Below are 24,786 nucleotides of genomic sequence, written 5' to 3' on the forward strand. Positions count from 1 at the left end.
GCCGGCGGGGCGGGCAGTGCCGGTCAGCGGACGGCCGGAAGCCGGCCGGGTGGGGGCGGGCCCGACGTAGGGGCGGGGCGCGGGCGGAACTGACGAAAGTGGGGGTGGGTAGTCGCCGATCGGCAGCGGCGGGCGGACCGCCCGGATCCCTACCGTCGATCCATGATCACACTACGTGGCCTGACGAAACGGTTCGGCCCGACGACCGCCGTCGACGACCTGACCGTCGACATCGCACCCGGCCGGGTCACCGGGTTCCTCGGCCCGAACGGCGCGGGCAAGTCCACCACCATGCGGATGATCCTCGGCCTGGACCGGCCCACCGCCGGCCGCGCCCTGGTCGACGGTCGGCCGTACCGGGAGCTGCGGCACCCGCTGCACACCGTCGGCGCGCTGCTGGACGCCGGGGCGATCCACCCGGCCCGGTCCGGACGCGCCCACCTGCTGGCCACCGCGCGCAGCAACGGCATCGGCCGCCGCCGGGTCGACGAGGTCCTGGCCCTGGTCGGCCTGGACGACCGGGCCGCCGCGAAGCCCGGCCGCACCCTCTCCCTCGGCATGGGCCAGCGGCTCGGCATCGCCGGGGCGCTGCTCGGCGACCCGCCGGTCCTGCTGTTCGACGAGCCGGTCAACGGGCTCGACCCGGACGGGGTGCGCTGGATCCGTCAGCTCACCCGCTCGCTCGCCGCGCAGGGCCGGACGGTGCTGGTCTCCAGCCACCTGATGAGCGAGATGCAGCAGACCGCCGACCACCTCGTCGTGATCGGCCGGGGCCGGCTCATCGCCGACGCGCCCACCTCCGAGGTGATCGCGGGCGGCTCCGCCGCCGCCTCGGTGCGGGTACGCGGCCCGCAGCCGGCCGGCCTGGCCACGCTGGCCCGGCGGCTGGCCGGCGACGGGGCTGTCGTCGAAGCCGACGGGCCGCACGGGCTGATTGTCACCGGGCTGACCGCCGACCGGGTCGGCGACCTCGCGTACGAGCTGGGGGTGGCCCTGCACGAGCTGACCCCGGTGGCCGCGTCGCTGGAGCAGGCGTTCATGGCGCTCACCGACGGCAGCGTCGAGTACGCCGCCGCCCCGGCCGCTCCCGCCGGCTCCCCCGCCACCCACCACCGGATCGAGGCCCGATGAACGCGCGGACCGCCACCCGCACCGCACCGACCGCCGGCCCGCTCGCCGGGGCGGTCGCCGCCGAGTGGACCAAGCTGTGGTCGGTGCGGTCCACCTGGTGGACGCTGCTGTCGGCGGTGCTGCTGTCGGCCGCCGCCGCCGGCCAACTCGCCATCTACGCCGCCAACGCCAACACCAACGACGACCCGACCGACGACCGGGGGATGGTCACCCTCGGCAGCGTCGTCATCGATTCCCTGGAGCTCACCCAGTACGCCGTGCTGGCCATCGGCCTGCTCGCGGTCACCGCCGAGTTCGGCGCCGACACGCTGCGGACCACCCTGCGCTGCACGCCGTCGCGCGGGCGCGTACTGCTGGCGAAGGCCGCGGTGAGCGGGGCGGTGACCTTCGGGGCGGGGCTGCTGCTCGGCGGGGTCGGCACGCTGGTCGCCGGCGCGGTGCTCGGCGAGTGGGGCGAGGCCCCGGCCGGCGGCACGATCCGCGACGTGCTGGCGTCGGCGACCTACCTTGCGCTGGTCGGGGTGCTGGCGCTCGGCCTCGGCACGGTGCTGCGCAGCGCGGTGCTGACGGTGATCGTCCTGCTCGCGGTGCTGATGATCGTTCCGTTGTCGCTCCAGGAGCCGGGCATCGCCGTGCTGACCCGGATCGCCGACGCCTTCCCGGGCGTCGCCGGGGGCCACTTCCTCGCCGGGGACGCCGACCCGTACCCGCCGGTGGTGGGGCTGCTGCTGCTCGCCGGCTGGGCCGCCGCCGCGCTGGTCGCCGGCCGGGCCGCCCTGCGCCACCGCGACGCCTGAGGCTCACGTCTCGACGAGGCCGGCCTCGTGGGCGAGGACCGCCGCCTGCACCCGGTTGCGCACCTCCAGTCGGGTGAAGATGCTGGTCAGATAGCTCTTCACGGTGCCCTCGACGAGATGCAGGCGGCGGGCGATCTCGGCGTTGGACAGGCCCGCGCCGACCAGGGCGAGCACCTCCCGCTCCCGGTCGGTCAGCCCGGCGGTGCGGTCCCGGGCCGCCGGGCGGCGGGCCAGCCGGGCACCGTTCAGCTCGATCACCCGCCGGGCGATCCGCGGCGACAGGTACGCCCCGCCGTCGGCCACCGCCCGCACCCCGGCGATCAGCTCCCGCGGGTCGCCGGCCTTGAGCAGGAATCCGCTCGCACCGTGCCCGAGCGCCCGGGCAACGTGGTCGTCCTCGCCGAACGTGGTGAGCATGACCGTGGCCGTGCCCGGCGCCAGCCGGCGGATCTCGGCGGCGGCGGCCAGCCCGTCCAGGCGGGGCATCCGGATGTCCAGCAGCGCCACGTCCGGCCGGTACGCCCGGACCAGCTCGACGGCCGCCGCGCCGTCGCCGGCCTCGCCGACCACCTCGATGCCGGGGTCGGTGCCGAGGATCGCCCGGACCCCGGCCCGGATCATCGCCTCGTCGTCGGCGAGCACCACCCGCACCGACCCGTCGTCCCACCGGTCCGTCATCACTCGATCCGCTCCTTGCCCACGACCATCAATCGATCCGCTCCTTGCCCACGAGTCGCCCGTCCGAGAAGCAGAGCCGCCAGGTGGCCCGCGCGAGCGGGAAGTTGCCGTCGGTGTAGTACTCGCAGCCGGGGCGCACCCTGGCCGGCGGCTCCGCCTGGCGGCGCGGCAGGCCGGCCAACTCCTGCCGGGCGGCACCCAGCGGCAGCCGGTCGAAAGTCACGGCGTCGAGGACCGCGCCCGCCGTGGCGAACGGGTAGTAGACCAGGGTCAGCACCAGCCCGAGGACCACCGGGGCACCGAGCGCCGCGGCCAGGCTGCGCCGGACCCGGCGACGGGCCTCGCGCAGCCGCCGCTCCGCCTCCGCCGGCCGTCCCTCCGCCGGCCGTCCCTCTGCCGGGCCGGCATCGGCCGGATGAGCATCCACCAGGTGGGCATCTTCCGAAAGGGCATCGGCCGGGAGGGCCCGCGCCGGACCGTGCCGCGGTGGGCGGGCCTCCGCCGACGGGGGGTCGAGCGGCGGGGTGGGGGCGAGCGGGAGTCGGGCCAGCACGGCGAAGCCGCCGGCCGCCCCGGGTCCTGCGGTCAGCGTGCCGCCGGCCAGGCGTACCCGCTCCCGGAGGGCGAGCAGGCCCGAGCCGCTGGACGGCGGACCGGGCAGCGGGCCGGCCGGCGGCGGGGCGTTGGCCACGCCGACCTCGACCCGGCCGTCGAGGCGGGCCAGGGTGACGGTGACCGGCGCGCCGGGGGCGTACCGGGCGGCGTTGGTCAGCGCCTCCCGGACCACCCGGTGCGCCGCGTGCCCGGCCATCGCGGGCAGGTCGAGCGGGTCGCCGTCCAGCCGCACCGCCATCCCGGCCTCCCGGGCCCGGTCGACCAGCTCCGCGACGCTCTCCCCGGCCGGCTGGGTGGACGCCGTGCCGCCGCCCTCCTCCCGGAGCACCCCGATGATCTCGTGCAGCCGCTCGGTGGCCCCGGTGACGCTGGCGCGCAGCTCCCCGGCCGCCGTCCGGTGCCGGGCCGGCAGGTCGTCGGCCAGTTCGAGGGCGGCGGCGCGCAGCGCGATCAGGCTCAGCTCGTGGCCGAGGGAGTCGTGCATCTCCTGGGCGATCCGGGCCCGCTCCCGCAGCCGGATCCGCTCCGCCGCGCCGCGCCGCTCCCGGGCCACCGCCTCGGCGTGCCGGTCCCCGGCCACCACCAGCTCCCGCTGCTGCCGCCGGTACCGGCCGACCAGCCACGGGAACACCCCCGCGAAGAGCAGCACCGAGGCGAGCAGGAACCAGGTCGCGGCGCCCGCGCCGAGCAGTCCCACGTTCAGGACGGTGCCGCCGGCGGCGATCACCCCGAACACCACCGCGGCGGGGGCGGGTCCGGGGCTGCGCCGCCCGGCCAGGTAGCTGAACACCGGGATGGCGAAGACGAAGTTGCCGTCGAGCAGGGAGCCGAGCACGACCAGCACCAGCGCGGGCAACGGCCGGCGGTGGCCCAGCCGGACGGCGACGGCGAGCAGCAGCAGGGCGCCGAGCCCGAACGGCACGCTGTACCCGTCGTACGGCGGCGTGAGCCGGGCGAAGCCGATCGGCGCGGCGACCACCGCCCAGAGCAGCCCGTCGCCCAGCAGCCCACCCCGCGACAGTCCGTCCCGCAGCGACCGGGAGCGCGACGGTCGGGACCGCGACGACGGGGGTCGCGCCGGCCCGCCCCGGCCGCCGCCACCCCACCGTCCCCACCGTTCCCGCCGCACGTCGGCCAGGCTACCCACGGTGGTCGGGCCCGGGCACCGACGAAAGTCAGGTGGCCGCTCGGCGGACCGTGGCCGGGCCGGTGGTCAGCTACTGTCCTCGGCCCAGGCGCGCCAGTCGTCGAGCACCCCGTACAGCGCCGGGGTCAGCCAGCCCGGGGCAGACCGGCGGAACACCCCCGGGTCCATCGCCCCGGCGCCCGCCGGCAACGCGCCGAACAGGTTGGGCACCAGGTCGGTCAGGTTCGCCCAGTGCACCAGCTCCGGGGTCGCCGGCCAGGCGCCGATCACCACTCCGGCCGGCACCGCGCGCCGCTCGAGCGCCTCGAGGGTCAGCGCGGTGTGGTTGAGGGTGCCCAGCCCGGCGCGGGCCACCACCACGGCGGGGGCGCCCAGCGCCACCGCCAGGTCGGCCACCGTCCAGGGCTCCCCCGAGGGGCGCAGCCCCATCGGTACGAGCAGCCCGCCGGCCCCCTCGATCAGCACCAGGTCGTGCTTGTCGGCCTCCTCGCGGACGGCGTCGACGGCGGCGTACAGCTCCAGCGGTTCCAGCCGGGCCACCCGGGCGGCGGCGAGCGGGGCGAGCGGGTCGGGGTAGCTGGCCAGGGTCCGGCCGGTGAGCGGGGCGGCCAGCCGGGTCACCGAGTCGACGTCGCCCGGGTCGCCGGTGGCCGTACCCGTCTGGCCGGGCTTGACCACGGCGACCCGCAGGCCGGCGGCCTGCGCGGCGGCCGTCACCGCCGCCGTCACCACAGTCTTACCGACCCCGGTGTCGGTGCCGGTGACCAGCACCGGTCCGGTCCACGCCCCGCTCACGACGTCACCTCCACCCGTTCCTGCGGGGCACGCCGGCCCCGGCCCTGTCCCGCGCGCCCGGCGTCCCGACGCCCGCCACGGCGGCCCCGGCGCGCCCCGCCCCCGTCGGCGGCGGGGCGGCACCCGGACCCACCGGTCAACGGGCGGCGCGACCCGGCGCGACCGGGCCGGCCGGTCACGGGGCGCACTCCACGATCACGTCGAGGGCCCGCTCGAAGTCCGCCCGGGGCACCCCGGCGCTGATCGTCAGCCGCAGCCGGGACCGGCTGTCCGGGGTGGACGGCGGACGGAAGCAGCCGACGGCCACCCCCCGGTCGGCGCAGTCGGCGGCCCAGGCGGTCGCCGCCTCCGGGCCCGGGGCGGTCACCGACACCACGGCAGCGTCCGGCGCGGAGACGGTCAGCCCGGCGGCGCGCAGCCGGCGTACGGTCTCCGCGGCCCGCTCGGCCAGCTCGGCGCGCAGGTCGTCGCCGGCGCGGGCCAGGTCCAGCGCGGCGCGGACCCCGGCGGCCACGGCCGGCGGCAGGGCGGTGTCGAAGATGAAGGTCCGGCCGGTCTCCACCAGGTGCCGGACGAACTCGGCCGGCCCGGCGACCACGCCACCCGCGCCGCCCAGCGCCTTGGACAGGGTCGCGGTGACCACCACGTCCGGCTCGCCGGCGAGCCCGGCGGCGGCCACCCCGCCCGCGCCGGCCGGGCCGGTGACGCCGAGCGCGTGCGCGTCGTCGACCAACAGCAGGGCGCCGTGCCGGCGGGCGACGGCGTGCAGCTCGGCGAGGGGGGCGAGGTCGCCGTCGACGGAGAAGACCGACTCGGTGACCACCACGGCCGGGCGGCCGGGCGCGGCGGCCAGCGCGGCGGCCACCGCCGCCGGGTCGGCGTGCGGGGTGACCACCGTCTGCGCGCCGGAGATCCGGCAGCCGTCGATCAGCGAGGCGTGGTTGTGGGCGTCCGAGACGAGCAGGGTACGCGGCTGCACCAGCGCCCGGACCGCGCCGAGGTTGGCCAGGTAGCCGGAGGAGAAGACCAGGCTGGCGTCGGCGCCGAGCCAGCCCGCGAGGGCGGCCTCCAGCCCGTGGTGGACGTCGGTGGACCCGCGCACCAGCCGGGAGCCGGTCGCGCCCAGCCCGTACGCCGCGAGGGCCCGCCCGGCCGCGGCGGTGACCTCGGGGTGGGTGGCCAGGCCGAGGTAGTCGTTGCCGGCGAGGTCGACCACGGCGTCGCCGGCGGCCCGGGGGCGCAGCCGGCGGGTCAGTCCCGCCTTCGCCCGCAGCTCGGCACGGCGGTGCAGCGCCGCCAGCCAGTCCGCCACGCCCCGCTCCCCACGTCCGCCGGTCCCGGCCGTCCGCCACGGCCGCTTACGCCGGGCGAAGTTACCACCCGCGGCCCACGGTCCGGCGCGGGTACGGCGGTCGGGCGGGGTCGCGGCGGTCGGCGCGCGGGGTCGCCCGGCAGCGGGCCGGGGGTGGCGGGAGCCGCCCGGACGTGCGAACTCGGGCGTTTCTCCGGGCCGGGGTGGCCTTGTAGGGTACAAGCCATGCCAGAGATCCTCGACCAGGCCCGGACCCAGGTTCTGGAGAACGGCGTCGGCCTCGACGAGGCCGGTGTCCTCGCCGTGCTGAACCTGCCCGACGAGCACCTCCCCACCGTCCTCCAGCTCGCGCACGACGTGCGGATGCGCTGGTGCGGCCCGGAGGTCGAGGTCGAGGGCATCGTCTCGCTGAAGACCGGCGGCTGCCCGGAGGACTGCCACTTCTGCTCGCAGTCCGGGCTGTTCACCTCGCCGGTCCGCTCGGTCTGGCTGGACATCCCCTCCCTGGTGGAGGCGGCGAAGCAGACCGCGGCGACCGGGGCGACCGAGTTCTGCATCGTGGCCGCCGTGCGCGGCCCCGACGCCCGGCTGATGAAGCAGATGCGCGAGGGCGTCGCCGCGATCCGGGCGGAGGTCGACATCCAGGTCGCCGCGTCGCTCGGCATGCTGAGCCAGGAGCAGGTCGACGAGCTGGTCGACATGGGCGTGCACCGCTACAACCACAACCTGGAGACCTGCCGCTCCTACTTCCCGAACGTCGTCACCACCCACTCCTGGGAGGAGCGGTGGGAGACGCTGCGGATGGTCCGCGAGTCCGGCATGGAGGTCTGCTGCGGCGGCATCCTCGGCCTCGGCGAGACGGTGGAGCAGCGCGCGGAGTTCGCCGCGCAGCTCGCCGCGCTGGACCCGCACGAGGTCCCGCTGAACTTCCTCAACCCGCGCCCGGGCACCCCGCTGGGCGACCGTCCGGTGGTCGAGGGCAAGGACGCGCTGCGCGCCATCGCCGCGTTCCGGCTGGCCATGCCGCGCACCATCCTGCGGTACGCGGGTGGCCGGGAGATCACGCTCGGCGACCTTGGTACCCGGGACGGCCTGCTCGGCGGCATCAACGCGGTCATCGTCGGCAACTACCTGACCACGCTGGGCCGGCCGGCGACCGACGACCTGGCGCTGCTGGACGACCTCAAGATGCCGGTCAAGGCGCTCTCCGCGACGCTGTGACGCCGACGCCGATGACCACGACGCAGGTGTGGTGCGACCGGTGCGGGGAGCCGGCCGACGCCGGGAGCCACGCCGCGTGCCGGGCGGCGCGCGATCTGGAGCCGCCCCGGTTCTGTGCGCGCTGCCGGCGGCGGATGAAGGTGCAGGTGCTGCCGGTCGGTTGGGCGGCGGTCTGCGTCGAGCACGGCGAGTTGCGGGGCTGAGCCCGGTGTCGGTGCTACGGGGCAGGGCGGTCACGCTACGACCGGCGACGGACGCCGACGTGCCGGTCCTCGCGGCGATCCGGGCCACGCCCGAGGTGCGCCGCTGGTGGCGCGGCGGCGACGACCTGGCCGGGGCGGTGCGCGCCGACCTGGCCGACGACGTGCTGACCGTGTACGCGATCGAGCACGACGGCCGGGTCGTCGGCGCCATCCAGTGGTACGCCGAGGGCGATCCCGACTACCGGCACGCCAGTTTCGACCTCTTCCTCGACCCGGAGGTACGCGGTGGCGGGTTGGGTGGGGACGCCATCCGCACCCTGGCCCGGCACCTGATCGACGACCACGGCCACCACCGGTTCACCATCGACCCGGCGGCGGCCAACACCGCCGCGATCCGCGCGTACGCGAAGGTCGGCTTCCGCCCGGTCGGGGTGCTGCGCCGCTACGAGCGCGGCGAGGACGGCCGCTGGCACGACGGCCTGCTGATGGACCTGCTCGCCGACGACCTGCCCGACTGACGCGTCGTCCCGCCGACCCGGCCGTCCGGGGCCGAGGACCGTCCGGGGCCGACGACCGTCCGGGGCCGACGACCGTCCGGGGCCGAGGACCGAGTCGTGATCGACACGGTGTCCGTGACATGGCGGTGTCGGGTCACCGGGAGGCGCCGATGTCAGGGACACCGTGTCGATCATTGGCTGGTTCCGGCGGCGAGGCGGGCGTCGGTGGGGCCGAAAGCGTTACCCCGACACGCCGCCCAGTGACGATAATCTCCCGCCAGAGAGGGGGATTCGACGCGCGTCGCCCCAGCTCAGGCCATTCGCCCGATGCCCGCAGCCGGCCCGCCGCGTGCGGTCATGAGACGACCCCTCGTCTTTCCCCGGAGGAATCCCCATGCCTCAGCGTCGGCGCCTGGCGCGCGCGGCCCTGTCCACGACCGCTGCCGCGGCCTCCCTCGCCCTCGCCACCCCGGCGTGGGCGTCGAGCACCATCGGCCTCAACCCGGCCCACGAGGGACGGACGGCGTCCCACTTCACCCAGGTCTGCGACGACGAGCGCTTCGCCGGCCTCCCGGCCGGCGACGACGGCTGGCACTTCGTGCTGCCGGGCAAGGAGTCCGGCAACTTCGAGAGCCTGACGCTGACCTTCGACGACGGCACGGCCGCCGTCACGGTCCGGATCCCGGACGGCTCGGACGCGTACCCCGACTTCTTCTACTCCATCGGCGGCCGCGCCCCCCGGCAGATCCACGCCTACCTGTTCACCCCGGCGGGGTGGACGCTGGTCGGCGGGTCCGCCACGGTCAGCGGGACCGGCACCAAATTCAACGTGAGCCACACCTGCGCCGGCGAGGCATCGACCGAGTCCCCCTCGCCGTCGCCGTCCCCGTCCACCCCGGAGTCGCCGCAGCCGTCGGAGTCGCCGTCGACCTCGGCGTCGCCGTCGGGCTCCCCGTCGGCGACGGAGTCGCCCGTGCCGTCGGCGACGGAGTCGCCCGTGCCGTCGGGCTCGGCGTCCCCCTCGGAGTCGGCGACCGCCCCCGCCTCCCCGTCGGGCGGCACGGGCGGCGGCGACCTGCCGCTGACCGGCGCGGCCGTCACCGGCATGGCGCTCACCGGCGTCGCGCTGATCGGTGGCGGTGCCGCCCTGATGGTCCTGCGGCGCCGCCGGGACCGGATCACCTTCACCAGCTGACCCTCGGACAGCACCCGCGGCCATCGGCCGACCGCTTCCGGGCAGCGCCCGCGACCGGCCGCCGGACCTCCGTCCGGCGGCCGGTCCGCGTGTCCGTGAGTGCCGGGGTCGCCCCGGGGCCCGCCTCGCCGAATCGCCCCGCACGGTCGCCCAGGCCCCCGGCATCGATCCGGGCGAGGCGCAAGAGCGGCCAACGTCACTCCGAACGGGATCACATTATCGATCAGACCCGATTCCATGGCCGCGTACCCGCTGGTCAGGGCCGGTCGGCACAGCCCGGCTGGCGCGCGGCCGGCGGCCGGGAGGCCGGCTGACGCGTCCTGAGATACGAACGTACTGTTGCCGCCGCCCCGCCGGCACGCCACAGTACGGCCACCAGCGGTGCCATCGACGCCGCCGCTCCCCGGTTCACCCTGAGGAGACCCGATGGCTCTACGACTCGCCGACGGTACCGCCTGGGCCGAGACCCTCGCCCGAGCGGTGGCCGCCACACCCGAGGCCTTCGGGCCCGAGGCGGACGGCGTGACCACCCTGCGCAACCTCGTCGAGGGCGACTGGCGGGCGGTCGGCGTGCCGCACCCGGTCCGCACCCCGGTCGACAACACGGTCCTGGTCAACCTGCCACGGCTGGACGCCGACGCCGCCCGCGCCGCGGTCGCCTTCGCCTCCGTGGCGCATCGCGACTGGGCGCGGACCCCCCTCGCCGAGCGGACGGCCCGGGTCACCGACGCCCTGGACGCCCTCACCGCCCACCGTGACCTGCTCGCCCTGCTGCTGGTCTGGGAGATCGGCAAGCCCTGGCGGCTGGCCTGCGCCGACGTGGACCGGGCCCTCGACGGCGTCCGCTGGTACGTCGCCGAGATCGACCGGATGCTGGCCGACGGCCGGGAGCCGCTGCCCGGCCCGGTCAGCAACATCGCCAGCTGGAACTACCCGATGAGCGTGCTGGTGCACGCCGAGCTGGTGCAGCTACTCGCCGGGAACGCGGTGATCGCGAAGACCCCGTCCCAGGGCGGCGCGGTCTGCCTCACCGTCGCGCACGCGCTGATGCGCCGCGCCGGGCTCCCCGCCACCCTGGTCTCCGGGGGCGGCGAGGAGCTGTCCGAGGTGCTGGTGCGGGCGCCGGAGATCGGCGCGGTGGCGTTCGTCGGCGGGCGGTCCAACGGCGGCAAGGTCGCCGCCGCGCTGCTCGACTCCGACAAGCGGCACTTCATCGAGCAGGAGGGCCTCAACGCCTGGGGCATCTGGGAGTTCTCCCAGTGGGAGCTGCTCGCCGGGCACCTGAGGAAGGGCTTCGAGTACGGCAAGCAGCGGTGCACCGCGTACCCCCGGTTCGTGGTCCAGCGCGACCTGGTCGACGAGTTCCTCGACATGTACCTGCCGGTGGTCCGCTCGATCCGATTCGGCCATCCACTCGCGGTGGACGAGAACTGGCGGGCCGGCGACCCGCTGCCCGAGCTGGACTTCGGCCCGCTGATCAGCGGGGCCAAGGCCGACGAGCTGCGCCGCAAGGTCGACGAGGCGGTCCGCGGCGGCGCCGTCCCGCTGCACCGGGGCACGCTGGCCGGGGCGCCGTTCCTCGACGGCCAGGACACCTCGGCGTACGTCGCCCCGTCGGTGCTGCTCGCCCCGCCCGGCCGGTCCCGGCTGATGCACGCCGAGCCGTTCGGGCCGGTCGACACGATCGTGGTGGTGGACACCACCGACGAGCTGCTGGCCGCGATGAACGCCTCCAACGGCGCACTGGTCGCCAGCCTCGCCTGCGACGACGAGGAGCTGGCCGGCAAGATCGCGGTCGACCTCCAGGCGTTCAAGGTCGGCATCAACAGGCCGCGCTCGCGCGGCGACCGGGACGAGCCGTTCGGCGGCCGGGGCGCCTCCTGGAAGGGCGCCTTCGTCGGCGGCGACCTGTTGGTGCAGGCGGTCACGGTCGGCGGCGAGAACCGCCTCTACGGCAACTTCCCCGACTGGACGGCACTACCGCCGAACGTCTAACCGTTCGTACGTCGCCGAAAAGGCCTGAATGCACGAAGAATCGCTTGATGAGGCGGTTGGCGTGGCCAGGCGCTGCACCAGCGGCGGCACCTGGCCCCACCGTTCTGAGCTTGAGTGCCCGCGATGACGACCAACACCTTCATGCCGCGCACGCAGCGTTAGGCGAACGCGACCTCTACGCCCGTACCCGCCCCTCCGGCGTCGCCCGGCGTAGAAGGGCCCGCCCCGGGCCCGTCTCCCAACGGGGGAAGAAGACGGGCCCAGGGCGGGCGGTCAGCGGCGCTCGGTGCCGCGTGGGCGGCGCGTCAGGGACAGCCAGCCGAGGAACCGGGCGTGCATCGCGGCGGAGTCAGGGCGACCGCCCAGGCGGTACATATCGTCGATGGCCTCGTGCATCGACGTCGCGAGGTAGAACGCGAGCGCGACGCTATGGCCGTAGAACTCGGTGGCCAGGTCGAGCTGCGCCGCCGGGCAGGGCCACTGCGCGGCGCAGACCCGGCACAGCCAGGCGGGACGCATCGGCAGGTGCGGGCGGACCGGGCGCGACATCAGGACGCCGGCACCCGGTTCATGTCTCGCGCCGGCTGTCGCCGCGTGAGGGCTGCGGGCCGCAAACCCGCAGCGAGCCATATCAGACCCTCGCGCAACACGAACAGCTCGCGCTTCGCGACCGCGTCGCCCGCGGCGTCCAGTTGGTACCCCTCGACCCACGTCCACCCGTAGTACGTGTGCAGCGGCATTTCGCGGATGACCCGCACGAAGATCGGCTTGACGAACTGCGGACTTGCGGCGCGGGTCAGGTGCAGCACGTCGCCTGCGGTGATCGGGCGGGTGATCACCGTCGGTCCCCGGCGCCGTGCATCGCTTGCGCCGGGGTAATCAGCTCGCCGGCCATCCCCCAAATGACCTCGGACCAGGCGCGGTGACGCCCCCCTCGATGCAGCACGGTGACCCCCTTCGTCCGGTGAGGATTGGAGAGGGGGTCACCCGCTCGTGTGCCGGAAGGACCGGGCGACCCCCTCGACGAACGCCGGTCGAGGGGGGCCGCCCTCCGCCGACCGGCGCCGTTCTGGGAATACCCTGCCGCGTAGTGACAGGACACGAACACAGCGTTAGGTTGTGCCTCCGGGACACTCGGGACGTCCAAGGAGGAGACGACATGAACCATCGACTCATCGCGGCAATGGCACAGGCCGGCGAAACCGCAGAAAGTCTCGCAGGTCAGGTAGGCGTAGATCCGAAAACGGCTCAGAGGTGGATCAGTCCGGGGCGCATCCCTCGACCTCGCCGACGTTCACAGATCGCCGGAATCGTCGGGCGGGACGTAGAAGACCTTTGGCCGGCCGTGCTGAAGCGCCGCGAACCGCCATGGTTCCGCCCCTGGGTCGAGATCGAGCGCGAGGCGGTCGCACTGCGCGGATTTGAGTTGGCGTGGGTGCCGGGGTTGCTACAGACCGAGGCATACGCGCGAGCGACCCTCGCGGGAGAGACGCTGAGCCCTAGCGAGATCGATGAATTGGTGGCGGCGCGAGTCGGCCGGCAAGCGATCTTGCACAGGCTTCGACCACCGATGGTCGTCGCGGTGGTCGACGAAACTGCCCTACGGCGGCCGGCTACACGGAACGGTCACGCGCTGATGCGCGAGCAGTGCGAACACCTCGCGGCGTGCGCCGAACTACCCTGCGTGCAGGTGCAGGTGGTGCCGGCGGGTACCCCCGTGTACCCCGGGATGGGCGGCCCCTTCATCCTGGCCGAGATGCCCGACGGGGCGCGGGTGTCACACGTGGACGGGCAGGTGCAAGCGCAGATCATCGCCGAGCAGGCCGACATTGCTACGCTTGAGCGGCGGTGGGCGCGCATAGTAGGCGAAGCGCTGCCTCGGGCGGCGTCACTGGATCTCATCAGGGAAGTGGCAGCATCATGGACATGACCGGCGCGCGGTGGCGCAAGAGCACCAAGAGCGGCAACAACGGTGGCAACTGCGTCGAGGTCGCCGACAATCTGCCCGGCGTCGTCCTCGTGCGGGACACGAAGAGCCGCGACGGCGGGACGTTGGCCTTCGCGCCGGCCGCGTGGCGCGGCTTCGTCGAGCTGGCGAAGAGCGCCGGCTGACCCCCGTCCAACCCGCAGGCCCTCGGTTCGCACCGGGGGCCTGATTCGTGGGTAAAACCAGCGCGCTCGCTATGGGACGCACCGCAGACCCAAGGCGCTAGTAGGCGCAGACGTGGGGCACGTAGCGCCTGACGGTCCGCTCGCTGACCGCGTGGGCGAGGCCGGTCAGCGGCGCTGGAGGGGCACCACCGGCGGCACCGCGGCGGCGGCGAGCGGCAGCGTGACGGTGACCAGCGAACCGTCGCGTTCCTTCGTCGTCGGCCGGGCGAGCCGGGCCAGCGTGCGCAGCATCGGCGCGTTCTCCGCCTGGACGTGCAGTTGCAGGGCCGCGAGGCCGGCCCGCTCGGCGTGGCCCACCAGCCGGCGCAGCAGGGCCGAGCCGAGTCCCCGCCGCTGCCAGTCGTCGCGGACCAGCAGTGCCACCTCGGCCTCGTCCCCCTCGGCGAGCAGGTTCGCCAACGCGACGACCGGCTCCGCCGCCCCGCCGGAGCCGATCGTGGTCACGACGAGGGTTAGGCCCTGGATCGGCTCCAGCAGCCGGCGCAACCGGGCCGGCGTGGGCAGCGCCGCCCCGCTGAGGTACCGGCGCTGCCGGGTCCGAGCCGAGCACCGCTGGTGCAGCTCCAGGACGCCGGCCAGGTCGTCGGCGCTCGCCGGCCGGACGACCAGCTCGGCGCCGTCGGGCAGCACCAGGGTGACCTGGCCGGCGGTCCGGTGGGCCACGGTCGCCGCGAGTTCGGCGAGCGCCTGCGCCCGGGCGTACTCGGCCGGGGTGAAGGTCGGCGCGGCCCGGTTCAGCTCGTACGACCCGCCGGTCGGGTCGGGCAGCGCCATCGTGGTGCCGGTGACGCCGCCGCCGACCGGGGTGGGTCGCCAGGTGACCTCGTCGGCGCCGAGCAGGGTGCGCAGCGCCTCCCCCGTCGCCCCCGGATCCCGGACCAGCCGGGTGGCCAGGCCGAGCACCCGGGTGGGCTGGTCGGCCAGGCCGCGCGCCTCGCTGCGGGCCACCCAGCAGTCCCGCCCACGGCCCCGTTCCACGGCCGCGACCGGCTCCGCCTCGTCGAGCGAGTCGGGCGCGTCGACGAGAAAGTCGTCGACCGCGCCCACCTCGGTCGTGTGCACCTGCACGGTGAGGATGTTGACCCCGCGCAACGCGAGGCTCGCCGTGAGCACCGACAGGTAACCCGGCCGGTCGTCCACGGTGGCTCGGATCCGCCACAGCGCCATGGTTGTCTCCCTTCCCCGCCCACGACGATGCCGGGCCGCTGTTGCCGGGCCGTTGCCCGGCGGTGACGGCCTGGGAACCGCCGGCATGACCCGCGCCACAGGCCGTGACCGGCGCCACGAGTGCGGGCCGGCCACCGGCGCAGGCGCAGTACGGACCCGGCCGCATCGGCCGGGTCCGTACTGTTTCCGCCGGTCCGCGTCCCGCGTCGGGACCCGGACCGGCCGACGGGCCCCGCATCGGGGCCCGGTCGCTCAACCGCCGGCCACCACCGGCGGGGCACCCACCAGGTCCAGCCGGTCGCCGAGGATCACCGCGCTGGCCCGGACCAACTGGGCGAGGCGGTCCACCTCGGTGGAGTGGAACGCGGCGGGGGTCAGCATCTCGGTCTGGTCCCGGGCCACCACGAGCACCAGGCCGGCCCGACCGAACGGCGCGATCGCGTAGTGGGTGCCGTCGGTGCTGGTCAGCGCGCGGGCCCGCAGCGGGGTGACCTCCGGCAGCGCGGGCGGGCCGGGCGCCCGCCAGCTCGCGTGCGCCACGGTGGCGTCGCCACTGCCGGAGCCGGTGCGCGACGCCCAGTCCAGCGGGACCACCGCGGCCACCGCCCAGTCCGCGGCGAGCAGCCCGGGCACGGCGTCGACCAGCGTGGCCGGCCCGTCGGCCGGGTTGCCGGCGACCTGGGCCAGCAGCTCCGCGTCCTGCCCGGTGGTGGTCGGCGCGCCGATCGCCCGCCAGACGCCGTCGACCCGGACCCCGGGGATGGCGGCCAGGCCGGCCAGCAGCCGCTCCACCCGGGCGACCCCCGGCCAGACCACGGTGAAGTCGTCGACCGCCCGCCCGCCGAGCCGTTCCAGGACGACGACCTGGACGATGTCGGCACCGGAGACGCCGAGTGTGCGGGCCACCTGGCCGAGGGTGCCGGGACGGTCCGGCAGGGTCACCCGAACTCTCAGCAACATGGTCGTCCCTCCGCTCGGCGGGCCGGCACGGGGCGGCCGGCAGGCTGGGGCCCAGCCTGCCGGTTGACCATTTCGCCCCTGTTGCCGTGGCATGTCCCCGGGGAAAATCCCGCCTTGACAAGAAGGCTGAGGTGCCATCAACTATTCGGATGACCGATCCGGCCGTCGCCGACGCGGGCAGCGCTGCCGGTGCCCCGAGAGGGCTGGACCTCGACCGGCTCGCCGGTTACCTGGCCGCGCGGCGCCCCGAGCTGGCCGCCGCGCCGTTGCGGGCCCGGCTGATCGCCGGCGGCAAGTCCAACCTGACCTATCTGCTCCGCTCCGGCGGGCACGAGGTGGTGCTGCGCCGGCCCCCGCTCGGGCACGTGCTGGCCACCGCGCACGACATGGCCCGGGAGCACCGGATCATCTCCGCGCTGGCCCCGACCGCCGTGCCGGTCCCCGAGGCGCTGCTGTTCTGCCCCGACACCGACGTGATCGGCGCGCCCTTCTACCTGATGAAGAAGGTCGACGGCGAGGTGTTCCGCAGCCGGTCGCAGACCGATCCGCTGACCGACGGCCAGCGGCGCGACCTGGCGACGGCGATGATGGACACCCTGGCCGCCCTGCACGCGGTCGAGCCCGCCGCGGTCGGGCTGGCCGACTTCGGCCGCCCCGAGGGCTTCCTGGGTCGGCAGGTCCGGCGCTGGGCCGGCCAGCTCGACCAGTCCCGCAGCCGTCCGCTGCCGGGCGTCGACGAGCTGCGCGACGCGCTCGCCCGCTCCGTCCCCGAGGGCGCGAACGCGGGCCGGATCGTGCACGGCGACTACCGGCTGGACAATCTGCTCGCCACCGTCGCGGCCGGCCCGACCGGGGCCGGCACGCACTCCGCCGCAGCCGCGACCGGCACCCCCGACGCCGCGGGACCGGCCGGCCCGCACCCCGGCCCGGTGTCGGTGCGGGCCGTGCTGGACTGGGAGATGGCCACCCTCGGCGACCCGCTGGCCGACCTCGGGCTCCTGCTGACGTACTGGACCGTGCTCGGCGACAGCGACGCGGCCGTCGACAATCCGGTCGCCGACGGGCTCGGCCCGCGCGCCGGCTTCCCCGCGGGGGCCGAGCTGATCGACCGGTACGCCGGCCGCAGCGACGTCGACGTCGGCCCGCTGCACTGGCACGTCGCCCTGGGCTGTTTCAAGCTCGCGGTGATCTGCGAGGGTATCCACTACCGGCACACCCTCGGGCAGACGCTCGGCGGGGGCTTCGACCGGATCGGCGAGCTGGTGGCGCCGCTGGTCGAGCACGGGCTGCGCGCAGTCAGGGAGAATTGATGGACTTCCAGTTCGACGCCCGCACCGAGAAGCTGCGCGCCCGGCTGACCGCGTTCCTCGACGAGTGCGTGTATCCGGCCGAGGCGGTGCACGCCGCGCAGGTCGCGGCGGCCGGCGACCCGTGGTCGCGGTCGCCCGTGCTGGCGGAGCTGAAGGCCGAGGCACGCCGACGCGACCTGTGGAACCTCTTCCTCCCGGACCCCCGCTACGGCGCCGGGCTGACCAACCTCCAGTACGCGCCGCTGGCGGAGCTGACCGGACGCAGCCCGCACCTGGCCCCGGAGGCGGTCAACTGCGCCGCCCCGGACACCGGCAACATGGAACTGCTGGCGGAGTTCGGCTCCGAGGCGCAGCGGGCGCGCTGGCTGAAGCCGCTGCTCGACGGCGAGATCCGCTCGGCGTTCTGCATGACCGAGCCGGAGGTGGCCTCCTCCGACGCCACCAACATCGCCACCCGGATCACCCGCGACGGCGCGGAGTACGTGGTCGACGGCCGCAAGTGGTGGTCGTCCGGAGCGATGGACCCGCGCTGCGAGATCTTCGTCGTGATGGGCAAGACCGACCCCGACGCCGACCGGCACCGCCAGCAGAGCATGATCCTGGTGCCCCGGGACACCCCGGGGGTGACCGTGCGGCGCGGGATGACGGTGTTCGGCTACAGCGACGCGTCGCACGGCGGGCACGCGGAGATCGACTTCACCGGCGTCCGGGTGCCGGCGGAGAACCTGGTCGGGGCCGAGGGCGCCGGCTTCGCCATCGCCCAGGCCCGGCTCGGCCCGGGGCGAATCCACCACTGCATGCGGCTGATCGGGATGGCCGAACGGGCCCTGGAGCTGCTGTGCCGCCGGGCCAACCAGCGGATCGCGTTCGGCCGGCCGCTGGCCGAGCAGGGCGTGGTCCGGGAGTGGATCGCCGAGTCGCGGGTCCGCATCGAGCAGGCCCGGCTGCTGGTGCTCAAGACCGCCTGGCTGATGGACACCGTCGGCAACAGGGGCGCGCACACCGAGATCCAGGCCATCAAGATCGTCACCCCGGCGATGGCGGAGTGGGTGATCGACAAGGCCATCCAGGGGTACGGCGGCGCGGGCGTCAGCCAGGACACCCCGCTCGCCGCCCTCTGGGCCCAGGCCCGCACCCTGCGGCTGGCCGACGGCCCCGACGAGGTCCACCGCTCCTCCCTGGCCAAACGCGAACTCCGCCGCTGGCCCTGAACCCCCCTCCCCCTCCCCCGCCCCCTCCCCCGCCCCACCCCTCGGCGTCGATCATGGACTTGCGGCGCCCCACGAAAGGGGCATGACGGGGCACACCGGGCACCATCGCTCCATGATCGACGCCGAGAGGTGGCGAGGGGGGGTGGCGAGAGGTGGCGAGGGGGTGGCGGGGCGGGGGGCGGTCAGGCCGAGGCGCGGCGGACCATGTGGGTGTCGAGGAGGATGTGGTTGGCCTGGAGATCCTCGCCCCGGATGCGGGCGACCAGCAGGTGGGCCATCTGCCGGCCCATCTCCTCGACCGGCTGGAAGACCGTGGTCAGCGGCGGGTCGGCCTGCCGGGCCACCGGCGCGTCGTCGAAGCCGACGACCGCCACGTCCTCCGGCACCCGCCGCCCGGCCGCCCGCAGCGTCCGCAGCGCGCCGAAGGCCATCAGGTCGGAGGCGACGAAGACCGCGTCGAGGTCCGGGCAGACCTCCAGCAGCCGGCGCATGCAGGCCGCCCCGCTGCCCTCGCTGAAGTCGCCGTACGAGATCAGGTCGGGGTTGAGCCCGGCCCCGGTGGCCTGGACCGCCTCCCGGTAGCCGGTCAACCGGGCCAGGCCGGCGCCCATGTCCTGGGTGCCGGCGATGGTGGCGACCCGCCGCCGCCCACGGGCGAAGAGGTACTCCACCGCATGCCGGGCGCCGCCGACGTTGTCCACGTCGACGTAGTGCGCCGGCTGCGCGCCCGGTTGCAGCATCCGGGCCGGCCGGCCGCCGAGCACGGTCGGCAGGCCGCGCTCCTCCAGCAGGGTGGGCAGCGGGTCGGCGTCGTGCAGGGAGAGCAGCAGCACGCCGTCGACGTGCTGGTTGGTCAGGTGGTGCTCGACCCGCTCCCGCTCGATCGGGGACTGCACCATCGCCAGCCAGAGCTGTAGGGGCGTCTCCAGCAGCCCGGAGCTGACCCCCCGGACGATTCCGGCGAAGAAGGGCTCGGTGAAGACCCGGTCCCCGGACTCGGAGACGACCAGCGCCACCGAGTCGGTCCGCTGCGTGACCAGCGCCCGGGCCGCCCGGTTCGGCACGTACCCCAGTTCCGCGATGGCCTGCTGCACCGCAGCCCGCGCCTCGGGGCTCACCTGGGGCGAGCCGTTCACCACCCGGGAGACCGTGCCACGCCCGACGCCGGCGCGGGCGGCGACCGCGTCCAGGGTCGGACGCCCGAGCGACCGCGTGCGCTGCGTTGTCATGTCTGCTCCTCCGACATCGGGCGGCCCGGCGCGCCCCCGCGTCGGGGGTGGGCGCCGGGTCCGCCCGTCACTGGCTGGCCCCGCCTATTGTGCGGCCAGACCGTTGCGTCGGATCACCTCGGCGTACCACCTGGCGCTGGACTTGGGGATGCGGGCCTGGCTGTCGTAGTCCACGTACACCATGCCGAAGCGCTTGGTGTACCCCCAGGCCCACTCGAAATTATCCAACAGCGACCAGGCGAAGTAGCCCCGTAGGGGCACCCCGGAATCGATCGCGGCGTGGGCCGCCCGCAGGTGGGAGTCGAAGTAGGCCAACCGGTCGACGTCGTCCACCTGACCGTCGACCACCGCGTCGACGAACGCCGAACCGTTCTCGGTCACGTAGAGCGGCAGGTCGGTGTACTCGCGGTACACCCGCTCCAGGGTCTCGACCAGCCCGGGGGCGTCGATCTCCCAGTCCATGTCGGTCACCGGGATCCCCCGGGTGACGAACCGGACGTCCTCGCTGCCCGGCCAGCAGGTCGACGCCCGCCAGTAGTCCTGCGGCTGCTCCCCCTCGACCGGGGCGGCCACCACGTGCCGGCTGTAGTAGTTGATCCCGACCAGGTCGAGCGGGGTCGAGATGATCTCCAGGTCGCCGTCGCGCACGTGCCCGAAGTCGGTGACCGGCGCCAGGTCCCCCCGGAGGTCGTCCGGGTACGACCCGCGCAGCACCGGGTCGAGGAAGAACCGGTTGGCCAACCCGTCGATCCGCCGGGCCGCGTCCACGTCGGCGGGCGCCTCGCTGGCGGGGTCGACCGGGTAGAGGTTCACCGTGATGCCGAGCTGGGCGTCGGGGCGGGCCGCCCGCAGCGCCCGGACGGCCAGCCCGTGCCCGAGCATCAGGTGGTGCCCGGCCCGGACCGCGTCCGCCCCGTCGGTGCGCCCGGGCGCGTGCGCGCCCGAGCCGTACCCGAGGAACGCCGAGCACCACGGCTCGTTGAGCGTGGTCCAGTAGCGCACCCGGTCGCCGAGCGCGTCCGCGACGAGCCGCGCGTAGTCGGCGAACCGGGCCGCGGTGTCCCGGGCCGGCCAGCCGCCGGCGTCCTCCAGCGGCTGGGGCAGGTCCCAGTGGTAGAGGGTCAGCCAGGGCTCGATGCCGTGGCCCAGCAGCTCGTCGACCAGCCGCCGGTAGAAGTCCAGCCCCTCGGGGTTGGCCGCCCCCGAGCCGCCGGGCTGCACCCGGGGCCAGGACACCGAGAACCGGTACGAGCTCAGGCCGAGGTCGGCCATCAGTCGCACGTCGTCGGGCATCCGGTGGTAGTGGTCGCAGGCCACGTCGCCGGTGTGCCCGGCGACGGTCCGCCCCTGGGTGTGGCTGAAGGTGTCCCAGATCGACGGGGCGCGTCCGCCCTCGGCGGCGGCCCCCTCGATCTGGTACGCGGCGGTGGCGGCCCCCCACAGGAAGCCGGGCGGGAAGGGCCGCGCGGGCCCCTGGTCGAGGACGCCGACGGCGGGCGGGCGGGTCGGCTCGGTCACGACTTGACGGCACCTTCCATGATCCCGCCGATGATCTGGCGGCCGAACAGGACGAACACGATGAACAGCGGAAGCGTCGCGATCAACGTGCCCGCGAAGATCTGCGAGTTGTCGGCGAAGTACGCCGTGTTGAGGCTGCGCAGCGAGATCTGCACGGTCGGGTTGGCCGGGTCGGCGAGCACCACGAACGGCCAGAAGAACTGGTTCCACTGCTCCATGAAGGTGAGCAGGCCGAGCACCGCCGCCGCCGGCCGCAGCGCGGGGACGACGACGTGCCAGTAGACGCGCCAGGTGGAGCAGCCGTCCACCCGGGCCGCCTCGATCAGCTCGTTGGGGACGGCCTGCTCAGCGTACTGGCGCATCATGAAGATGCCGAAGCCGCCGATGAGGAACGGCACGGTGACCGACGGCATGGTGTTCAGCCAGTCGAGCTCGGCCATCAGGATGTACAGCGGCAGCACGCCGAGCTGGATCGGCACCATCATCGAGGCGAGGATGACCAGCAGCATCGCGTTCTTGCCGCGGAAGCGCAGCTTGGCGAACGCGAACCCGGCCAGGGAGCCGAAGAAGACCGTGGCGATGGTGATCGTCCCGGAGACCAGGAACGAGTTCATCAGCCCCTTGACGATGTTGGCGTCGCCGTTCTCCAGCACCCGCTGGATGTTCTCGCCGAGCTTGCCGCCGGGCAGGAACGGTGGCGGCCAGGAGTTGGCGGCGTCGTTCGTGCGGGACGCGATGACGATCATCCAGTAGAACGGGAACAGGGAGAGGATCACGCCGAGGACCAGCCCGACCCAGGTCAGCGGGGTGGCCTTCCAGAGCCGGTCGGCCTGGTGGGCGTCGCGCGGCGCCTTCGCGGCCGGGCGTACGGGTGGGCGGAGCGTCGTGGTCGTCATCTGGGCGCAACCCTCACTTGTCGGAACTGATGCGGCGGGCGAGCAGGTAGTTCACCAGCGACACCAGCGCGATGAGCAGGAACAGCACGAGCGCCACGGCGCCGGCGTACCCCCAGCGGAACCGGGTGTTCATCACGTCGAGCAGGTACATGGTGATGGTCTGGAACTGCCCCTCGGAGCCGCCGGAGATGCCCCCGGAACCGCTGGTGAACAGCAGCGGCTCGGTGAAGAGCTGCAACCCGCCGATGGTCGAGATGATCAGCGTGAAGATGATCGTCGGGCGGAGCTGCGGGATGGTGATCGACCAGAACTGGCGGCGGTGGGACGCGCCGTCCAGCGCCGCGGCCTCGTACATGTCCTTGCTGATCGACTGCATGGCGGCCAGGTAGATCAGGGCGTTGTAGCCGACCCAGCGCCAGTCGACCATGGTCGAGATGGCGAACCAGGAGGCGAGGCGGTTGGCCCGCCAGTCGATCGGGCCGAGGCCGACCAGGTCGAGCAGCCAGTTGACCAGGCCGAAGTCCTTCGCGTAGATCATCGAGAAGATCAGCGCCACCACGGCGGTGGAGGTGATGATCGGCATCGCGATGGCCATCCGGAAGAAGGTCTGCGCGCGCAGCTTCCGGTTCAGCGCGTTGGCCAGCACCAGCGCCAGCAGGAGCTGCGGCACGGTGGAGAGCACGAACATGCCGAACGTGTTGACCACCGCGTTCCAGAACTGCGGGTCATCGGTCAACAGCTCGACGAAGTTGTCCAGGCCGACGAAGCTGATCGTGGCGTTCAGCGGCGACCGGTCGGTGAGCGCGATCCAGACGGTGTAGCCGATCGGGTACGCGCTGAAGACTGCGAAGATCGCGAAGAACGGCAGGACGTACAGGTACGGGGAGTACTTCAGGTCCAGCCGGGTGAGGGAGGCCGGGCGGCGGTGCGCGGCGCGGGCCGGGCGGGCGCGGTCACCGCCCCCGCCGGGGGGCGCTGCGGTGTCAAGGTCCAGGCTCATCGACGGTCCTTCTCGTCGGTCGGCGCGACCCGTCGCGCGGGCGGCGCCGGGGGCTTACCGGCCGGCCGCGCGGGCGGCGCCGGGGCTTACCGGGCACCGCGGGCGGCGCCGACAGTCGCACTGTCGGCGCCACCCGTGGTCGGTTCGGCCGGTCACTTACCGGCGGCGGCGCCGTTCTTCAACGCCGACTGCCACTGCTCGGCGGCGGACTTGCCCTGCTCGACGGCGCGCAGGGTGTTCTCCACGGCCGTGCGGACCGCGTTGTTCTTCGGGCCGAGGTAGACCGGCTTCAGGTCGGTCGCGCCGGCAGCGAAGATCTTGCCGACCGGGGCCTTGCTGAAGTACTCGTTGGTCGAGTCGGCCACGGCCGGGTCGGCCAGGGCCTGCGGCGACGAGGGCAGGTTGCCCACCTTCTTGAACGCCTCGGTCTGGCCCTTGGCGCTGCTCAGGAACTTCGCCAGCTCGGCGGCCTCCTTGGCGTGCTTGCTGGACTTCGGCACGGCCAGGAAGGAGCCGCCCCAGTTGCCGCCGTTGCCGGGGGCCTTGGCGACGTCCCACTTGCCGGCCGCCGCGTCACCGGCCTGGCCCTTGATGACACCGGTCATCCAGGCGGGGCAGGCGATGGTGGCGAAGGTGCCGTTCTTGAAGCCGGCGTTCCACTCGTTCGAGAACGACTGGAGGTTGTTCGACAGGCCGGCGGAGATCATCTTGGTGGTCAGGTCGTACGCGGTCCTGATGTCCGCGTTCTCGCCGATGACCAGCTTGTTGCTCTTGTCGTAGTAGGTGTGGCCGGAGCCGGAGCCGGCGATCTGCATCAGCACGACGTTGTAGAAGTTGGTCGCCGAGTCGACGAACTTGTGCTTCTTGTCGGCGGCGGCGAACTTCTGGCCGGTGGCGATGAACTCGTCCCAGGTCGGCCAGAGGGCGGCGACCTGCTCTCGGTCGGTCGGCAGGCCGGCGGCCTTGAACAGGTCGCTGCGGTAGCACAGCGCCATCGAGCCGACGTCGGTGCCGAGGCCGAGGACCTTGCCGTCCGGGGTGGTGCCCTGCTCCCACTTCCACGGCAGGAAGTTGCCCTTGAGGTCGTTCGCGCCGTGGTCGGCCAGGTTCACGAACTTGTCGGACTGGGTGTAGAACTGCACGATCGTGCCCTCTTCGAGCGCCACCACGTCGCCGGCGCCGGAGCCCGCGGTGATCTGCTGGGTCAGCCGGGTGTTGTAGTCACCGAGGCCGAGGCCCTTGCCGCGCTCCTGGATCTTGACGTTCGGGTGCTCCGCTTCGTACTGCTTGTAGAGCTCGTCGTAGCCGAAGCCCTGGTCGCCGAAGACGTCGACGACCAGCGTGACCGGGCCGTCGCTGCTGCTCGTTTCCGACGAGTCGTCGCCGCAGGCGGAGGCGGTGGCGATCACCGCGACGGACGCGAGCGCGATGGCCGCGAGCCGCCGACGACGGATTGGGACGCTCATCCGAGACCCCTCTTTCAGTGGTGAGGCTGTGTCGTGTGGTGGGGTGCTGTGCAGTCGCGCGCCGCCGAGGACGGGCCCGCGGAGGGCGCCCGGTGTGCTCGGGGAGAGATCCGCGACACACGGCGGGAGCGCTCCCATGAGATTGCCGGCGAGTCCGGGAGGTGTCAATAAGCCTTTGGGAGCGTTCCCAGATCGTTACCGCCGTGTATCGAACCTCCCACCACGGCGGCCGTCGACGTCCTCCGGCGGGCAGGCCCGCTCACCTTCAGTT

General features: G+C 74.1%; 24 protein-coding genes. 11 read left to right on the forward strand and 13 right to left on the reverse strand.

Annotated elements, in window-relative coordinates; genetic code table 11:
- Positions 1–162: 162 nt before the first annotated feature.
- On the forward strand, positions 163–1,131 hold the full coding sequence (locus OOK41_RS25675) for an ABC transporter ATP-binding protein (RefSeq protein WP_266267005.1): 969 nt from the start codon (positions 163–165) through the stop codon (positions 1,129–1,131).
- A complete protein-coding gene (locus OOK41_RS25680) occupies positions 1,128–1,928 on the forward strand; it encodes an ABC transporter permease (RefSeq protein ID WP_266267006.1) in 801 nt (266 codons plus the stop codon). Before OOK41_RS25675 ends, OOK41_RS25680 begins: the two co-directional genes overlap by 4 nt.
- Positions 1,929–1,931: 3 nt before the next feature.
- On the opposite strand, the gene OOK41_RS25685 is transcribed toward OOK41_RS25680, so the two are convergent.
- The 4 genes from OOK41_RS25685 to OOK41_RS25700 form a co-directional block, all read right to left on the reverse strand.
- Complete coding sequence (locus OOK41_RS25685) at positions 1,932–2,606, reverse strand: response regulator transcription factor (RefSeq protein ID WP_266267007.1); 675 nt, start codon at positions 2,604–2,606, stop codon at positions 1,932–1,934.
- A gap of 28 nt (positions 2,607–2,634) precedes the next feature.
- Positions 2,635–4,350: a sensor histidine kinase gene (locus tag OOK41_RS25690; RefSeq protein ID WP_266267008.1), complete on the reverse strand. Its 1,716-nt coding sequence runs from the start codon at positions 4,348–4,350 to the stop codon at positions 2,635–2,637.
- Between the two features lie 84 nt (positions 4,351–4,434).
- On the reverse strand, positions 4,435–5,139 hold the full coding sequence (gene bioD, locus OOK41_RS25695; RefSeq protein WP_117667001.1) for a dethiobiotin synthase: 705 nt from the start codon (positions 5,137–5,139) through the stop codon (positions 4,435–4,437).
- 199 nt (positions 5,140–5,338) lie between these two features.
- Positions 5,339–6,475 carry an 8-amino-7-oxononanoate synthase gene (locus OOK41_RS25700; protein ID WP_117666773.1) on the reverse strand — a complete coding sequence of 379 codons (1,137 nt, stop codon included), beginning with the start codon at positions 6,473–6,475 and terminating at the stop codon, positions 5,339–5,341.
- Between the two features lie 225 nt (positions 6,476–6,700).
- Between OOK41_RS25700 and bioB the strand changes: the two genes are divergently transcribed.
- The 5 genes from bioB (at position 6,701) to OOK41_RS25725 (ending at position 11,586) form a co-directional block, all read left to right on the forward strand.
- On the forward strand, positions 6,701–7,696 hold the full coding sequence (gene bioB, locus OOK41_RS25705) for a biotin synthase BioB (protein WP_117666771.1): 996 nt from the start codon (positions 6,701–6,703) through the stop codon (positions 7,694–7,696).
- 11 nt (positions 7,697–7,707) lie between these two features.
- Positions 7,708–7,899: a hypothetical protein gene (locus OOK41_RS25710; RefSeq protein WP_266267009.1), complete on the forward strand. Its 192-nt coding sequence runs from the start codon at positions 7,708–7,710 to the stop codon at positions 7,897–7,899.
- A gap of 11 nt (positions 7,900–7,910) precedes the next feature.
- Positions 7,911–8,417 carry a GNAT family N-acetyltransferase gene (locus OOK41_RS25715; protein WP_266267986.1) on the forward strand — a complete coding sequence of 169 codons (507 nt, stop codon included), beginning with the start codon at positions 7,911–7,913 and terminating at the stop codon, positions 8,415–8,417.
- A 373-nt stretch (positions 8,418–8,790) separates the two neighbouring features.
- A complete protein-coding gene (locus OOK41_RS25720) occupies positions 8,791–9,591 on the forward strand; it encodes an LPXTG cell wall anchor domain-containing protein (RefSeq protein ID WP_266267010.1) in 801 nt (266 codons plus the stop codon).
- Positions 9,592–10,017: 426 nt separating this feature from the next.
- Positions 10,018–11,586, forward strand: coding sequence for an aldehyde dehydrogenase family protein (locus OOK41_RS25725; protein ID WP_266267011.1), 1,569 nt, complete (start codon positions 10,018–10,020; stop codon positions 11,584–11,586).
- Between the two features lie 273 nt (positions 11,587–11,859).
- Here the strand turns inward: OOK41_RS25725 and OOK41_RS25730 are convergent, their stop codons facing one another.
- Positions 11,860–12,135 carry a hypothetical protein gene (locus OOK41_RS25730; protein ID WP_266267012.1) on the reverse strand — a complete coding sequence of 92 codons (276 nt, stop codon included), beginning with the start codon at positions 12,133–12,135 and terminating at the stop codon, positions 11,860–11,862.
- Positions 12,135–12,425 carry a hypothetical protein gene (locus tag OOK41_RS25735; RefSeq protein WP_266267013.1) on the reverse strand — a complete coding sequence of 97 codons (291 nt, stop codon included), beginning with the start codon at positions 12,423–12,425 and terminating at the stop codon, positions 12,135–12,137. Before OOK41_RS25735 ends, OOK41_RS25730 begins: the two co-directional genes overlap by 1 nt.
- Before the next feature lie 320 nt (positions 12,426–12,745).
- On the opposite strand from OOK41_RS25735, the gene OOK41_RS25740 reads away from it, so the two are divergent.
- A complete protein-coding gene (locus tag OOK41_RS25740; RefSeq protein ID WP_266267014.1) occupies positions 12,746–13,516 on the forward strand; it encodes a DUF5753 domain-containing protein in 771 nt (256 codons plus the stop codon).
- Positions 13,507–13,698, forward strand: coding sequence for a DUF397 domain-containing protein (locus OOK41_RS25745; RefSeq protein ID WP_266267015.1), 192 nt, complete (start codon positions 13,507–13,509; stop codon positions 13,696–13,698). The genes OOK41_RS25740 and OOK41_RS25745 overlap by 10 nt, the downstream gene beginning before the upstream one ends.
- Positions 13,699–13,863: 165 nt before the next feature.
- On the opposite strand, the gene OOK41_RS25750 is transcribed toward OOK41_RS25745, so the two are convergent.
- Together OOK41_RS25750 and OOK41_RS25755 are read right to left on the reverse strand one after the other, a co-directional pair.
- Entirely contained in the window at positions 13,864–14,925 is a 1,062-nt protein-coding gene (locus tag OOK41_RS25750) for a GNAT family N-acetyltransferase (protein WP_266267016.1), read from the reverse strand.
- Between the two features lie 252 nt (positions 14,926–15,177).
- Positions 15,178–15,885 carry an amino acid-binding protein gene (locus OOK41_RS25755; protein WP_117666762.1) on the reverse strand — a complete coding sequence of 236 codons (708 nt, stop codon included), beginning with the start codon at positions 15,883–15,885 and terminating at the stop codon, positions 15,178–15,180.
- Between the two features lie 149 nt (positions 15,886–16,034).
- Between OOK41_RS25755 and OOK41_RS25760 the strand changes: the two genes are divergently transcribed.
- Positions 16,035–17,195, forward strand: a complete 1,161-nt coding sequence (locus tag OOK41_RS25760; RefSeq protein WP_266267017.1) for a phosphotransferase family protein — start codon at positions 16,035–16,037, stop codon at positions 17,193–17,195.
- Entirely contained in the window at positions 17,195–18,406 is a 1,212-nt protein-coding gene (locus OOK41_RS25765; RefSeq protein WP_266267018.1) for an acyl-CoA dehydrogenase family protein, read from the forward strand. The genes OOK41_RS25760 and OOK41_RS25765 overlap by 1 nt, the downstream gene beginning before the upstream one ends.
- A 182-nt stretch (positions 18,407–18,588) precedes the next feature.
- Here the strand turns inward: OOK41_RS25765 and OOK41_RS25770 are convergent, their stop codons facing one another.
- The 5 genes from OOK41_RS25770 to OOK41_RS25790 all read right to left on the reverse strand — a co-directional run bounded on the left by OOK41_RS25770 (position 18,589) and on the right by OOK41_RS25790 (position 24,515).
- Positions 18,589–19,635 (reverse strand): LacI family DNA-binding transcriptional regulator, encoded by a 1,047-nt coding sequence (locus tag OOK41_RS25770; protein WP_266267019.1) that lies wholly within the window; start codon positions 19,633–19,635, stop codon positions 18,589–18,591.
- A gap of 84 nt (positions 19,636–19,719) precedes the next feature.
- A complete protein-coding gene (locus tag OOK41_RS25775; RefSeq protein ID WP_266267020.1) occupies positions 19,720–21,153 on the reverse strand; it encodes a GH1 family beta-glucosidase in 1,434 nt (477 codons plus the stop codon).
- Positions 21,150–22,049, reverse strand: a complete 900-nt coding sequence (locus OOK41_RS25780) for a carbohydrate ABC transporter permease (protein WP_266267021.1) — start codon at positions 22,047–22,049, stop codon at positions 21,150–21,152. Before OOK41_RS25780 ends, OOK41_RS25775 begins: the two co-directional genes overlap by 4 nt.
- Before the next feature lie 13 nt (positions 22,050–22,062).
- Positions 22,063–23,049 carry a carbohydrate ABC transporter permease gene (locus OOK41_RS25785; RefSeq protein ID WP_266267022.1) on the reverse strand — a complete coding sequence of 329 codons (987 nt, stop codon included), beginning with the start codon at positions 23,047–23,049 and terminating at the stop codon, positions 22,063–22,065.
- 152 nt (positions 23,050–23,201) lie between these two features.
- Positions 23,202–24,515, reverse strand: a complete 1,314-nt coding sequence (locus OOK41_RS25790; protein ID WP_266267023.1) for an ABC transporter substrate-binding protein — start codon at positions 24,513–24,515, stop codon at positions 23,202–23,204.
- Positions 24,516–24,786 lie beyond the last annotated feature (271 nt).

The sequence above is a fragment of the Micromonospora sp. NBC_01655 genome, from assembly GCF_026339755.1.
In the GTDB taxonomy this organism is placed as follows: domain Bacteria; phylum Actinomycetota; class Actinomycetes; order Mycobacteriales; family Micromonosporaceae; genus Micromonospora.